Here is a 13,855-nt window from a genome sequence, read left to right on the forward strand (position 1 = left end):
ACCCAGCCATGAGTGAAGAGATTCTGATCAACATCACGCCGATGGAATCGCGCGTGGCCGTGGTAGAGAACGGTGTTCTGCAAGAGGTGCATGTCGAGCGTACCCAGCGCCGTGGCATAGTTGGCAACATTTACAAAGGCAAGGTGGTGCGGGTGTTGCCCGGCATGCAGGCTGCCTTTGTCGACATCGGGCTGGACCGTGCCGCCTTTATTCACGCGTCTGAAATTTCCCTGCGTGAAGGCCAGGCCGTTGAGAGCATCAGCGCGCTGGTGCACGAAGGCCAAAGCCTGGTGGTGCAAGTCACCAAAGACCCGATTGCGTCAAAAGGCGCGCGCCTGACCACGCAGCTGTCGATTCCTTCGCGCTACCTGGTGTACATGCCGCGCACCGCTCATGTCGGTATTTCGCTGAAGATCGAAGACGAAGCCGAACGTGAGCGCCTCAAGCAGGTGGTCAGTGATTGTGTGGCGCAAGAAGGCATCAAGGAAGCGGGCGGCTTTATTCTGCGCACGGCCGCTGAAGGCGCCGGGGCGGATGAGATCCTGATGGACATTCGCTACTTGCGCCGTCTGTGGGACCAGATCGGTCTGCAGATCAAAACGGCGGGCGCACCGAGCGTTATCTATGAAGACTTGGGCCTGGCGTTGCGCACCTTGCGTGACCTTGTGAGCCCGAAGATCGAAAAAATCCGTATCGATTCGCGAGAAACCTTCCAGAAGACCACCCAGTTTGTGGCTGAACTGATGCCGGAAATCGCCGACCGCCTTGAGCATTACCCCGGCGAGCGGCCGATTTTTGACCTGTATGGCGTAGAGGACGAAATCCAGAAAGCGCTGGACCGCAAGGTGCCGCTCAAGTCGGGTGGTTATCTGGTAGTCGACCCGGCCGAAGCGATGACCACCATCGACGTCAACACCGGCGCGTTCGTGGGCCATCGCAACCTTGAAGAAACCATCTTCAAGACCAACCTCGAAGCGGCAACAGCCATCGCCCGGCAACTGCGCCTGCGTAACCTGGGCGGCATCATCATCATTGACTTCATCGACATGGAAGATGAAGAGCACCAGCGCCAAGTGCTGCGCACCCTCGAAAAGCAGCTGGAACGTGATCACGCCAAGACCAACATCATCGGTATCACCGAGTTGGGGTTGGTTCAGATGACGCGCAAACGCACCCGCGAAAGCCTTGAGCAAGTGCTCTGCGAACCCTGCGTGTGCTGCCAGGGGCGCGGCAAGCTGAAAACCCCTGAAACCATTTGCTACGAAATCTTCCGCGAAATTCTCCGTGAAGCCCGCGCGTACCAAGCCGTTGGCTATCGTGTATTAGCCAACCAGCGTGTTGTTGACCGTTTGCTGGACGAAGAGTCGGGCAACGTCGCCGAGCTGGAAGGATTTATCGGGCGTACCATCCGTTTTCAAGTAGAAACTCAGTACTCCCAGGAACAATACGACGTGGTACTGCTCTGAAGTATCTGAACGCGTATCCGCATGACTGGGGGCTGGCCGCAGCCCCCTCGACCATCACTGAAGGGGCCACCTGACATGGAGCGTCTGACACGCTTTTTTGCCGCGCTGACCCGCTGGGGATTAGGTCTATGTGCGTTGGTTCTGGTGCTCACGGCGCTCTACGTCAGCTTGGGTCGTGAGCTGACGCCTCTGATTGCCGAATACCGCGCAGAAATCCAGACCAAGGCCCGTGATGCCTTGGGCATGCCGTTGACCATTGGCAGCCTTGAAGGCAGCTGGAAGGGCATGGCGCCGGTATTGCTGGCGCACGACGTGATGGTCGGCGAGGGCAGCAATGCCTTGCGGCTGGACAACGTGAAGGTGGTGCCCGATGTTTGGGCCAGCCTGATCAATCGCGATGTGCGGCTTGCCAGCGTGCAACTGGGCGGCCTGCAACTGAGCGCCCGTCAGGACAAGGACGGCCATTGGGCGCTGGAAGGGCTGCCGGTGCAGGACGATCAGCCACTGGACCCCGAGCAACTGCTGAATCAATTGCAGCGGGTGGCGCGGGTGTCGGTCCTCGACAGCCAGGTGACCCTCGAACCCTTCAATCATGCCCCGATGACCCTGACCTATGTCGGGCTGACACTGGACGTGGGGGCTTCTGACCAGCGTCTGGATGCGCGGTTGACCCTGCCCGACGGCCAGCCGCTGGCGCTGAGCCTCAAGACCCAGATCCAGGCCAGCCGCTGGCGTGACGGTGCCGCTCAGGCCTATCTGAGCTTGCCGCAGAGTGATTGGGCCAAATGGCTGCCGGCCAGCCTGATCCAGCCGTGGAAAGTCTCTGAATTAAAAGCCGGTGGCGAGTTTTGGTTCAACTGGGGCCATGGCACCGTGCAAAGCGCGGTGGCGCGTCTCAATGCGCCCAAGCTGAGCGGTGCCTATGCCGATCGCAAAGCCGAAACCCTCGACAACCTGGCGCTGCATGCCTGGGTCGAGCGTGGCAAACAGGGGTTCACGGTTACCCTCGATTCACTGGCAATGAACATCGCTGACAAGCGCTGGGAAACCCGCCTGCAGTTGCAACAGTTCGCCGCCACTGAGGGCGAGCAGGAACGTTGGCATTTACAGGCTGATCATCTGGACCTGACACCGATCACCCCGTTAATGGATTCGCTGGCGCCGGTGCCAGAAGCCGTTGCCAAGGTGATTGACCAACTGAGCGTCACCGGCACCTTGCGCAACGTCCTGGCCGACTACCGGCCGAATGCGACCGACGATCAAAAAATCAGCTTCGCCGCCAACTTGCAGCAAGTGGGTTTCAATGCCACCCACGGGGCACCGGCGGCGCGCAACGTCAGCGGGCTGATCAGTGGTGACTTGGGCAAGGGCGAATTGCGCCTCGACAGCAAAGATTTTGTCCTGCACCTGGACCCGATTTTCGACAAGCCCTGGCAGTACCTGCAAGCCAATGCCTTGCTCAAATGGACGCTGGATAAAAACAGCTTCACCTTGATCGCGCCCTACATCAAGGTGCTGGGCGAAGAGGGCAAAATTGCCGCTGACTTCCTGATCCGCATCCACATGGATCATTCTCAGGAAGACTACATGGACCTGCGCGTCGGTCTGACCGATGGCGATGGTCGATTCACCCCCAAATACCTGCCGGCCGTCTTGAGCCCTGCGCTGTCCGAGTGGTTGAGCACGGCGATTCTAAAAGGCTCGGTCGAAGAGGGCTTTTTCCAGTACCAAGGCTCACTGGACCACGATGCCGTGGACGCGGCGCGTAACATCAGCCTGTTCTTCAAGGTCCATGGTGCTGAGCTGGCGTTCCAGCCCGGCTGGCCACATGTACGCGATGTCTCCGGTGACGTGTTTATCGAAGACAGCGGTGTGCGGATCATGGCCAGCAAAGGCCTGTTGCTCGACACCAAAGTGCGCAACGTCGCGGTCAATATCCCTCACGTCCACGCTGGCAAAGTCTCTCACTTGTTTTTGGACGGTGACTTCGACGGCGGTTTGGGCGATGGCCTGAAAATCTTGCAAGAAGCGCCGATTGGCACTGAATCAACCTTTGCCGGCTGGCAAGGCGAGGGCTCGCTCAAGGGCCGCGTTGATCTCGATATCCCGCTGGAACATGGCGAAGAACCGAAAGTCGTAGTGGATTTCAACACCGACAAGGCCCGCCTGAAAATCAGTGATCCAGAACTTGAACTGACCCAACTCAAGGGCGACTTCCGCTTCGACAGCGCCAAGGGCCTGAGCGGCAAAGCCATCAGCGGTCGCGCATTCGACCAACCGATCAAGGCGCAAATCTTTGCCGAGGGCAAGTCGGGCAAGCTGAGTACCCGCGTAGTGGCAAGCGGTCAGGTCGGGGTTAAAAAACTGACCGACTGGCTCAAGTTCAATCAGCCGATCCCGGTGTCCGGGATGCTGCCTTATCAGTTGCAACTGACCCTGGACGATGCCGACAGCCAGTTGCGGGTCAGTTCGTCACTCAAAGGGGCGACTATCGATTTGCCAGCACCGTTTGGCCTGGCCGCCAATGAAAGCCGCGACGCGGTGTTTCGCATGACCTTGCAAGGGGCTGAGCGGCGTTACTGGTTTGACTACGGTGACTTGGCGAACCTGACCTTTGCCGCCCCCAATGGCAAGTTTGAAGACGGCCGGGGTGAGTTGTTCCTGGGGTATGGCGACCCGGTGTTGCCGGTGACCAAAGGCTTGCGCATTCGCGGTGTGTTGTCAGAACTGGACGTTGCCCCGTGGCAGGCACTGGCCGAGCGCTATGCGGGCAAAGACCCGGGCGGCAGCGCCAAACAACTGCTTAGCAGTGCCGACTTCAAAGTGAATAAGCTCATCGCCTTCGGCACTCAGCTTGATCAGGTGCGGCTGCAAATGAAGCGCAGCGGGGCGGCCTGGGACCTTAACATCAACAGCAAACAGGCGACGGGCGCTGTCACGTTGCCGGATGCGAAGAACGCGCCGATCAAAGTGACGATGCAAACCATCCGCCTCCCGGCGCCAGACCCTAAAGCGGTCAGCGACCCCAATGCGCCGGACCCTTTGGCGTCGGTCGATCCGCGCAAGATCCCGGCACTCGACATCATCATTCGCCAGCTCTATCAGGGCGCTGATTTGCTCGGCGCCTGGTCGCTCAACATCAGGCCGACCACACGCGGGATTAACCTCAATAACCTGAGCCTGGGCCTCAAGGGCTTGCTGCTCGAAGGCTCGGGCGGCTGGGAAGGCGTGGCCGGAGCCAGCAACAGTTGGTACCGGGGCCGGATTGGCGGTGGCAACCTGGCTAACGTCCTGCAGGGCTGGGGTTTTGCCCCAAGCGTGACCAGTGAGGATTTCAAAGTCGATATCGATGGCCGCTGGCCGGGCTCGCCGGCCTGGATTGGCCTGAACCGGTTCTCTGGCACCCTCGATGCCACCTTGAATAAAGGCCGCTTTGTTGAGGTCGACGGCAGCACACAGGTGGTGCGTATTTTTGGCCTGCTGAACTTCAACGCTATTGGCCGGCGTCTGCGCCTGGACTTCTCGGACCTGTTCAGCAAAGGGCTGAGCTACGACCGGGTCAAAGGCTTCCTGACCGCCAACAACGGTGTATACCGCACCACCTCGCCGATCCTCATGACCGGCCCGTCGACTAACCTTGAACTCAGTGGCACCTTGAACATGGTCTCTGAGCAGGTCAATGCGAAACTGCTGGTGACCTTGCCCGTGACCAACAACCTGCCCCTGGCGGCCTTGTTGGTGGGCGGCCCGGCGGCGGGCGGTGCGATGTTCCTGCTCAATAAGCTGATCGGTGATCAGGTGTCGCGTTTCGCCAGCGTGCAATACAGCATTCAAGGCCCATGGAACGACCCGAAAATCACCTTCGACAAGCCATTTGAGAAAAACTAGGAGTAGCATGACCACGGCAGTGCCGGTAGGGGCACTGTCTACACAGTCCATCAAGGGGGCGTCATGTCGTTTGCAGTGATTCAAATGGTTAGCCAGAGCGATGTGCTGGCCAACCTGGCTCAGGCCCGGCGCTTGCTTGAAGACGCGGCGCAACGCGGTGCACAGCTCGCGGTGCTGCCGGAAAACTTCGCTGCCATGGGCCGTCGCGATATCGCTGATGTGGGGCGCGCCGAGGCATTGGGCGAAGGTCCGATCCTGCCATGGTTGAAACAGACCGCGCGCGACCTCAAGTTATGGATAGTGGCGGGCACTTTGCCGCTGCCGCCAGCGGGTCAGCCAGACGCCAAGGTCAATGCCTGTTCATTGTTGATCAACGCCGACGGTGAGCAAGCCGCGCGGTACGACAAGCTGCATTTGTTTGATGTGGATGTGTCTGATAGCCGGGGTCGTTACCGCGAGTCGGATGACTACGCGCCCGGTGAGCGTGTGGTGGTGGCCGATACGCCGGTGGGCAAATTGGGCCTGACCGTGTGCTACGACTTGCGTTTCCCGGAGCTGTACAGCGAATTGCGCGCTGCCGGGGCTGAGCTGATCACCGCGCCTTCGGCCTTTACCGCCGTGACCGGCGCCGCACATTGGGACATTCTGATTCGGGCACGGGCCATCGAAACCCAATGTTATGTACTGGCCGCTGCCCAGGGCGGTGTTCACCCGGGGCCGCGTGAAACCTACGGGCATGCGGCGATCATCGACCCGTGGGGCCGGGTGGTGGCGGAACAGGCGCAAGGCGAGGGCGTATTGCTGGCCGCGCGTGATGCCGACGAACAAGCCGCCATCAGGGCGCGCATGCCGGTGGTGAACCACCGGCGGTTTTTTTCGCAGGGCGCACAGCGACCTGCACAGCAGGACTAATTTTCAGGCCCGTGGGTTCAGTGCATCCATGATGCTGAAGCAAGGGCCAAGACGGAGTGAATATGAGCGAGTTGTTGACCTCAGTCAGCGAACACCTATTGGCACCGGGCGGTGTCACCCTCGACAGCCTGCAAGGCGTATTGGGTGACTTGGCCGGGCCGGGCATTGATGCGGCAGATTTGTATTTTCAGGGGCAGATTTCCGAATCCTGGGCACTGGAAGACGGCATCGTCAAAGAAGGCAGCTTCAACCTCGATCAGGGTGTTGGTGTGCGTGCCCAGTCCGGTGAAAAAACCGGTTTTGCTTACAGCAATGCCATCACCCTGGAAGCTTTGGGGCTGGCGGCGCGGGCTGCCCGTTCCATCTCCCGTGCCGGGCAAAACGGCACGGTGCAAGCCTTTACAACCCAGGACGTGGCGCAACTGTACGCCCCGGATAACCCGCTGGACGTCATCACCCGCGCCGAAAAAGTCGAGTTGCTCAAGCGCGTCGATGCGGCCACCCGCGCCCTGGACCCACGCATCCAGCAAGTGACCGTTAGCATGGCCGGGGTGTGGGAGCGCATTCTAGTGGCCTCCACCGACGGCGGCCTGGCAGCCGATGTGCGCCCGCTGGTGCGTTTCAATGTCAGTGTGATCGTCGAGCAAAATGGCCGTCGCGAGCGCGGTGGCCATGGTGGCGGTGGCCGTACCGACTACCGTTACTTCCTGACCGACGACCGCGCCATGGGCTACGCCCGTGAGGCGCTGCGCCAGGCGCTGGTCAACCTCGAAGCCGTGCCGGCCCCTGCGGGCACCATGCCAGTGGTCCTGGGCTCCGGCTGGTCGGGCGTATTGCTGCACGAAGCGGTAGGGCACGGCCTTGAAGGCGACTTCAACCGTAAAGGCAGCTCGGCCTATAGCGGCCGCATGGGCGAAATGGTTGCTTCCAAACTGTGCACCATCGTCGATGACGGCACCCTGGCCGGTCGCCGTGGCTCGTTGAGCGTCGATGACGAAGGCACCCCGACCGAGTGCACCACGCTGATTGAAAACGGCGTGCTCAAGGGCTACATGCAAGACAAGCTCAATGCGCGCCTGATGGGCGTCGCACGCACCGGTAACGGCCGTCGCGAATCCTATGCGCACTTGCCCATGCCGCGCATGACCAACACCTACATGTTGGGTGGCGAAAGTGATCCGGCCGAAATCATTGCGTCGGTGAAAAAGGGCATTTACTGCGCCAATCTGGGCGGTGGTCAGGTCGACATCACCAGCGGCAAGTTTGTGTTTTCCACCAGCGAGGCTTACCTGATCGAAGACGGCAAAATCACTCGCCCAGTCAAAGGCGCGACCCTGATTGGCAACGGGCCGGAAGCGATGAGCAAGGTGTCGATGGTCGGTAACGACCTGTCGCTGGACAGCGGCGTCGGAACCTGTGGCAAGGATGGGCAGTCGGTACCGGTCGGTGTCGGGCAGCCAACCCTGAAAATTGATGCAATTACCGTAGGCGGTACGGGCGGTTGATGAAGAGCGGGTGGGTTGCAGGGCAACCCACCCGCCTGCGAGATTTAACGCAGACCGCGTTGCGTCTCGTCCAACCCACGAATGTACTTGAACAATTTGCGGCTTGAGGCCGGTGCCTTGTTATGAGCCAGTTCGTGTTTGGCCTGACGGATGACCGAGCGCATTTGCTGGCGGTCAGCCTCAGGGAACTCGACAACAAATTTTTCCAGTACAGCGTCGTCGCCTTCGAGCAGGCGATCACGCCAGCGCTCGAGGTTGTGGAAACGCTCGTTGTATTGGCGAGAAGAGGCATCAACTTGATCGATCAAAGCAAGAATTTCGTCGATCGGTTGATCGCGCATCAGCTTGCCGATGAACATCAGATGGCGCTTGCGCGCAATATGAGCCGTGTGTTTTGGAGCATCTGCCAGAGCCTTGCGCATAGCGTCAGTCAAAGGCATTTTGTTCAGCAAATCAGGCTTGAGCGTTGTAAGACGCTCGCCCAGATCAACCAGAGCATGCAGCTCTTTCTTGACCTGTGTTTTGCTTTTTTCGCCGTCGAAGGCGTCGTCGTAAGAATCAACCATGGTGGCAGTCCGCAAAGAAACGCCGCCATGATAACCAGTCGGAGGCCGCTTGTCCGGCCTGGTCGCTCGGCGGCCCTACCGAAAACAGAATTTGAGTGGAGAAAACCATGAGTGCAGTACAAAGCGTCGGCCCGCAGGCCTTGCCGGCACTGCAACAGCAGGTCGAGCAAATCATCGCCGAAGCCAAGCGCCAGGGCGCCAGCGCCTGCGAAGTCGCGGTGTCGCTGGAGCAGGGCCTGTCGACCTCTGTACGCCAGCGCGAAGTCGAAACCGTTGAGTTCAATCGCGACCAGGGTTTTGGCATCACGCTCTATGTTGGGCAGCGCAAAGGCTCGGCCAGCACCTCGGCCAGCGGCCCGGATGCCATCCGCGAAACCGTCGCGGCCGCCTTGGCAATTGCCAAGCACACTTCCGAAGACGAAAGCTCGGGCCTGGCCGACGCCAGCCTGATGGCCCGCGACCTGAAAGATTTTGATGTGTTCCACACCTGGGACATCACCCCGGAACAAGCCATCGAAAAGGCTTTGGCTTGCGAAGCTGCGGCTTTTGACGCAGACAGCCGCATCAAAAACGCCGACGGCACCACCCTCAGCACCCATCAGGGCTGCCGTGTGTACGGCAACAGCAATGGCTTTATCGGTGGTTCGGCGTCTACCCGCCACAGCTTGAGCTGCGTGATGATCGCCGAAGGCGACGGGCAAATGCAGCGTGACTACTGGTATGACGTGAACTGCCAGGGCGAGTTGCTGATGGACGCCGTCAGCATCGGCCAGCGCGCCGCAGAACGCGCCGCTCGCCGCCTGGGTTCACGCCCGGTGCCGACCTGCGAAGTTCCGGTCTTGTTCTCGGCCGAACTGGCCGGTGGCTTGTTCGGCAGCTTTTTGGGCGCGATTTCGGGGGGCAACCTGTACCGTAAATCGTCGTTCTTGCTGGATGCGTTGGGCCAGCAGATTTTCCCTGAATGGCTGACCCTGGACGAGCGTCCGCATCTGGTCCGGGCCATGGGCAGTTCCTCCTTCGATAACGACGGCCTGGCGACTTACGCCAAACCGTTTATCAAGGATGGCGAGTTGGTGTCCTACATCCTCAGCACATACTCGGGCCGCAAACTGGGCCTGCCCAGCACCGCCAACGCGGGCGGCGTGTACAACCTGTTCGTGACCCACGGTGACGAAGACCAGGCGGCCCTGATCCGCCGCATGGGCCGGGGTTTGCTGGTAACTGAACTGATGGGCAGCGGCCTCAACATGGTCACGGGCGACTACTCCCGTGGCGCGGCGGGTTTCTGGGTTGAGAACGGTGAAATCCAGTTCCCGGTTCAAGAAGTGACCATCGCGGGCAACATGCGCGACATGTTCAAGCAGATCGTTGCCGTGGGTAACGACCTGGAACTGCGCAGCAACATCCGCACCGGTTCGGTGCTGATCGAGCGCATGACCGTCGCGGGCAGCTAAACCTTCCCGGTTGTAATCAAGGCGTATCACCTGCACGGGTGATACGCCTTTTTTTTAAACCCAACCTCTGTAGGAGCGAGCTTGCCTCGCGATCTTTTACAGGATTAAGAGATCGCGAGACAAAGGTCTGTCTAAGGCAGGCTTGTTTTGATAATCAATATCGCCTAATAATGAATCTCATTATCGAGCGAGCCTAGGTCATGAGTTCAGCCTTGCATGAAGGCCCTTATCTGGAAAGTTGGCGCTGGATGAGCCGTCAGATCCGTTGCGGCCTGGCGCCCGACGAGCCGCGCCTGATTGAGCACTATCTGGCCGAGGGCCGATACCTGGCCGGTTGCACGGCGACTTCTCCCTGGATGATTTCTGCTACCGCGTTCCGGCTCTTGCTGGACACCGCCGCTGATACGGCCCTGCCTTGGCACTGGCGCAACCTGTGCCTGGACCATGCATGGCGCCCGCTGCGCGATATGGAAACTCAAGCCCTGTGTAACTGCCGCCTCAAGCGCTGGCAAAGTTTTGCCTGGCAATTGGCGACCTGCGAACTCGAACCTTCAATTTCTTTAACAGAACTGCTGCAAGGATTTCCTGATGAGTAATACGCGTATCGAACGGGACAGCATGGGTGAATTGCACGTGCCTGAGGCCGCGCTGTATGGCGCGCAAACACAACGTGCGGTAGACAACTTCCCGATCAGCCATCAACGCATGCCCGCGCAATTCATTCGCGCCCTGATTCTGGCCAAGGCCGCTGCCGCCAAAGCCAATGTTGAACTCAAGCAAATCAGCGAAGCGCAGGGCAATGCCATTGTCGAAGCCACGCAGATCCTGCTGTCCGGCGATTTCATGGAGCACTTCCCGGTGGATATTTTCCAGACCGGTTCGGGCACCAGTTCCAACATGAACGCCAACGAAGTCATCGCCACACTGGCAACCCGCGTGCTGGGCGAAGTGGTCAACCCCAACGATCACGTCAACTGCGGGCAAAGCAGCAACGACATTATCCCGACCACCATTCACGTCAGCGCTGCACTGGGCTTGCACGAAGAACTGCTGCCGGCCCTCAAGCATCTGGTCGAGGTGATCGAGCACAAGGCCGAGCAGGTTCACGTTTACGTTAAAACCGGGCGTACACACCTGATGGACGCCATGCCGGTGCGCATGAGCCAGGTGCTCAATGGTTGGGCGCAACAGCTCAAGGCCAATATCGAGCACCTGCACAACCTGCAACCGGCCCTGCAGTCGCTGGCCCAGGGCGGCACAGCGGTGGGCACGGGGATCAACGCGCACCCGCAATTCGCCGCCCTGTTCAGCCAGCAACTCAGCGCGCTGACCCATGTGCCATTCACGCCGGGTAAAGACCTGTTTGCCTTGATTGGCTCGCAGGACACCGCCGTGTCTGTTTCGGGCCAGCTCAAAGCGACCGCGGTATCGCTGATGAAAATCGCCAACGACCTGCGCTGGATGAACTCAGGCCCGCTGGCAGGCTTGGGCGAAATTGAACTGCAAGGCTTGCAGCCGGGCTCGTCGATCATGCCGGGCAAGGTCAACCCGGTGATCCCGGAAGCCACCGCCATGGTCGCCGCCCAAGTGATCGGCAATGACACGGTGATCACCATCGCCGGGCAGTCAGGCAACTTTGAGCTGAACGTGATGCTGCCGGTGATTGCACACAACCTGTTGAGCAGCATCGAGCTGTTGGCCAATTCCAGCCGCTTGCTGGCGGACAAAGCCATTGCCACCTTCAAGGTCAACGAAGCCAAGCTCAAGGAAGCGCTGTCGCGCAACCCGATCCTGGTGACGGCGCTGAACCCGATCATCGGCTATCAAAAAGCGGCCGAAATTGCCAAGGCCGCTTACCAGCAGGGCCGCCCGGTGATTGATGTGGCCCTTGAGTACACCGATCTGCCGCGCAGCCAGCTTGAAGTGTTGCTCAACCCCGAGAAATTGACCGCCGGCGGCGTTTAACCCCACGCCCCACACACTGCTTTGGAGGTTCACATGGAGCACTGGAAACGCACGATCGAAAGAGCCAACCGCTGTTTCGCTGAGGGCGAGCTGGTCGATGCCCGAGAACATTACTTGCAGGCGCTGGCACTGGCACAAGTGCTGTTTGAGCGCTGGAGTGATGCCGACGAAGCAGTGGCGGCGTGTGTCATTTCCCACCACAACCTGGCGGATCTGCATTTGCGCCTTAACCAGCCGGAGGAGAGCGTTGAGTACCTGTGCGCGATTCACCAGCGGTTACTGCAAACCATGCAGAACCCCCGCCTGGCGCCTGCGCTGCGTGAAGCCGCGCTGCGTCAGAGCAGCAAAACCTACGTTGAGCTTTTGAACTTTATCAGCGATCACGGCGAATACCCGCGTTCCGAACTGTTGCTCAAAAGCCCAGTGGCTCAGTCAAGCCACGAACTCTCAACCGTCAGCGGCCATCACTCAGGAGCACATTGATATGACTTACACCTTGCCTGCCTTGCCTTACGCCTACGACGCGCTTGAGCCGCATATCGATGCGCAAACCATGGAAATTCACTACACCAAGCACCACCAGACCTACATCAACAACCTCAATGCTGCGGTTGACGGCACGGAGTGGGCAAAATGGCCAGTTGAAAAACTGGTCGCCAGCGTCCAGGAACTGCCTGAAAACCTGCGTGCAGCGGTGATCAACCAGGGCGGCGGGCATGCCAACCACTCGCTGTTCTGGGAAGTCATGAGCCCAACCGGCGGCGGCACCCCAAAGGGCGCATTGGCCAAGGCCATTGATGAACAGTTGGGTGGGCTGGAGACGTTCAAGGAAAACTTCACCAAAGCGGCGCTGACCCGTTTCGGCAGCGGTTGGGCCTGGCTCAGCGTGACCCCCGAGAAAAAACTGATCATCGAAAGCAGCGGTAACCAGGACAGCCCACTGATGAACGGCAACACCCCGATTCTGGGGCTGGACGTTTGGGAGCACGCTTACTACCTGCGTTATCAGAACCGCCGTCCGGAATACATTAATGCGTTTTACAACGTGATTAATTGGCCCGAAGTCGAGCGGCGCTATGCAGCTGCGATTGCCTAAGCCGACCCAGAAGGATTCAGGCAGATTATGGGCACGCAAATATTAGCGGTGGGTGGCGTGCGGATGTTCCGCTATGCGCTGGGCACGCTCTTGCTGTTGGCGGGCACGGCCTTGCTGGTGGCCAAGGGGTTGGTCTGGCTGGATCTTGAACCCAGGTTGTTGCGGGCTCTGCAAGGCGGTGCGCTGTGTGCGCTGGGCACCGCTTTGGGCGCCGTGCCGGTATTGGTTATCCGCAAAATGCCGGTTGCGGTGAGCGACACCTTGCTGGGTTTTGGGGCGGGGGTCATGTTGGCGGCCACGGCATTTTCGTTGATTGTGCCGGGCATTACGGCTGCGCAAAATCTTGGGCTGTCGTCATGGGGCGCCAGCGGCCTGGTCAGTGCGGGTATTTTGCTGGGGGCATTTTTTCTGTTTCTGGTCGACCTCAAGGTCTCCGGGGCTGCCCCTGAAATGATCATCAGCAAGCCCGGCGAGCCCGTGATTGCGCCGCGTATCTGGCTGTTCGTGATTGCCATCATTGCGCACAACATCCCGGAAGGGATGGCGGTCGGGGTGTCAGCAGGCGGCGGCATGCCAGATGCTGACAGCCTAGCGATGGGCATTGCCCTGCAGGACGTCCCGGAGGGCCTGGTGATCGCGCTGGTACTGGCGGGTGCAGGCATGTCGCGGGTCAAGGCATTCTTGATCGGTGCGGCCTCCGGCCTGGTTGAACCGGTATTTGCGCTGCTGTGTGCCTGGCTAGTGAACCTGGCCGAAGTGTTATTGCCATTTGGACTGGCGTTGGCGGCGGGTGCGATGTTGTTGGTGGTCACTCAAGAAGTGATCCCCGAATCGCGGCGCAACGGTCACGAAAAGCTCGCAAGCCTGGGCTTGTGCATCGGCTTTTGCCTGATGATGGTGATGGACACCGCACTGGGCTAACGCCCTGTATTGATCCCCAACAAACCCGTAGGAGCGAGCTTGCCTCGCGATCTTTTGATCTTAAAAGATCGCGAGGCAAGCT

11 protein-coding genes are annotated in these 13,855 nt (G+C 59.7%); 10 read left to right on the forward strand and 1 reads right to left on the reverse strand.

What is annotated here, in order from left to right:
- Window positions 1-8: 8 nt before the first annotated feature.
- The 4 genes from rng to tldD all read left to right on the forward strand — a co-directional run bounded on the left by rng (window position 9) and on the right by tldD (window position 7,771).
- On the forward strand, window positions 9-1,466 hold the full coding sequence (gene rng / locus AAEZ03_RS21925; protein ID WP_048368382.1) for a ribonuclease G: 1,458 nt from the start codon (window positions 9-11) through the stop codon (window positions 1,464-1,466).
- 75 nt (window positions 1,467-1,541) lie between these two features.
- Window positions 1,542-5,354, forward strand: a complete 3,813-nt coding sequence (locus AAEZ03_RS21930) for a YhdP family protein (RefSeq protein ID WP_350581517.1) — start codon at window positions 1,542-1,544, stop codon at window positions 5,352-5,354.
- Between the two features lie 63 nt (window positions 5,355-5,417).
- Window positions 5,418-6,266 (forward strand): carbon-nitrogen hydrolase family protein, encoded by an 849-nt coding sequence (locus AAEZ03_RS21935; protein WP_350581520.1) that lies wholly within the window; start codon window positions 5,418-5,420, stop codon window positions 6,264-6,266.
- A gap of 62 nt (window positions 6,267-6,328) precedes the next feature.
- The gene (gene tldD / locus AAEZ03_RS21940) at window positions 6,329-7,771 is read left to right on the forward strand and encodes a metalloprotease TldD (protein ID WP_350581523.1); all 1,443 of its coding nucleotides are present in this window, start codon (window positions 6,329-6,331) and stop codon (window positions 7,769-7,771) included.
- 44 nt (window positions 7,772-7,815) lie between these two features.
- On the opposite strand, the gene yjgA is transcribed toward tldD, so the two are convergent.
- Window positions 7,816-8,337, reverse strand: coding sequence for a ribosome biogenesis factor YjgA (gene yjgA / locus AAEZ03_RS21945; RefSeq protein WP_048368378.1), 522 nt, complete (start codon window positions 8,335-8,337; stop codon window positions 7,816-7,818).
- Between the two features lie 107 nt (window positions 8,338-8,444).
- Here yjgA and pmbA point away from each other — a divergent pair, with 107 nt between their 5' ends.
- From pmbA to AAEZ03_RS21975, 6 genes are all read left to right on the forward strand, one after another.
- Window positions 8,445-9,791: a metalloprotease PmbA gene (gene pmbA, locus AAEZ03_RS21950; RefSeq protein WP_350581526.1), complete on the forward strand. Its 1,347-nt coding sequence runs from the start codon at window positions 8,445-8,447 to the stop codon at window positions 9,789-9,791.
- A gap of 200 nt (window positions 9,792-9,991) precedes the next feature.
- Window positions 9,992-10,387, forward strand: a complete 396-nt coding sequence (locus AAEZ03_RS21955; RefSeq protein WP_048368376.1) for a hypothetical protein — start codon at window positions 9,992-9,994, stop codon at window positions 10,385-10,387.
- Entirely contained in the window at window positions 10,380-11,756 is a 1,377-nt protein-coding gene (locus tag AAEZ03_RS21960) for a class II fumarate hydratase (RefSeq protein ID WP_278938181.1), read from the forward strand. Before AAEZ03_RS21955 ends, AAEZ03_RS21960 begins: the two co-directional genes overlap by 8 nt.
- 33 nt (window positions 11,757-11,789) lie before the next feature.
- Entirely contained in the window at window positions 11,790-12,239 is a 450-nt protein-coding gene (locus tag AAEZ03_RS21965) for a DUF2753 family protein (protein ID WP_123749609.1), read from the forward strand.
- A gap of 1 nt (window position 12,240) precedes the next feature.
- A complete protein-coding gene (locus AAEZ03_RS21970; protein WP_048390291.1) occupies window positions 12,241-12,852 on the forward strand; it encodes a superoxide dismutase in 612 nt (203 codons plus the stop codon).
- 27 nt (window positions 12,853-12,879) lie between these two features.
- Window positions 12,880-13,773, forward strand: coding sequence for a ZIP family metal transporter (locus AAEZ03_RS21975; protein ID WP_153331367.1), 894 nt, complete (start codon window positions 12,880-12,882; stop codon window positions 13,771-13,773).
- Window positions 13,774-13,855: the final 82 nt, after the last annotated feature.

The sequence above is a fragment of the Pseudomonas sp. HY2-MNA-CIBAN-0224 genome, assembly GCF_040310285.1.
In the GTDB taxonomy this organism is placed as follows: domain Bacteria; phylum Pseudomonadota; class Gammaproteobacteria; order Pseudomonadales; family Pseudomonadaceae; genus Aquipseudomonas; species Aquipseudomonas helleri.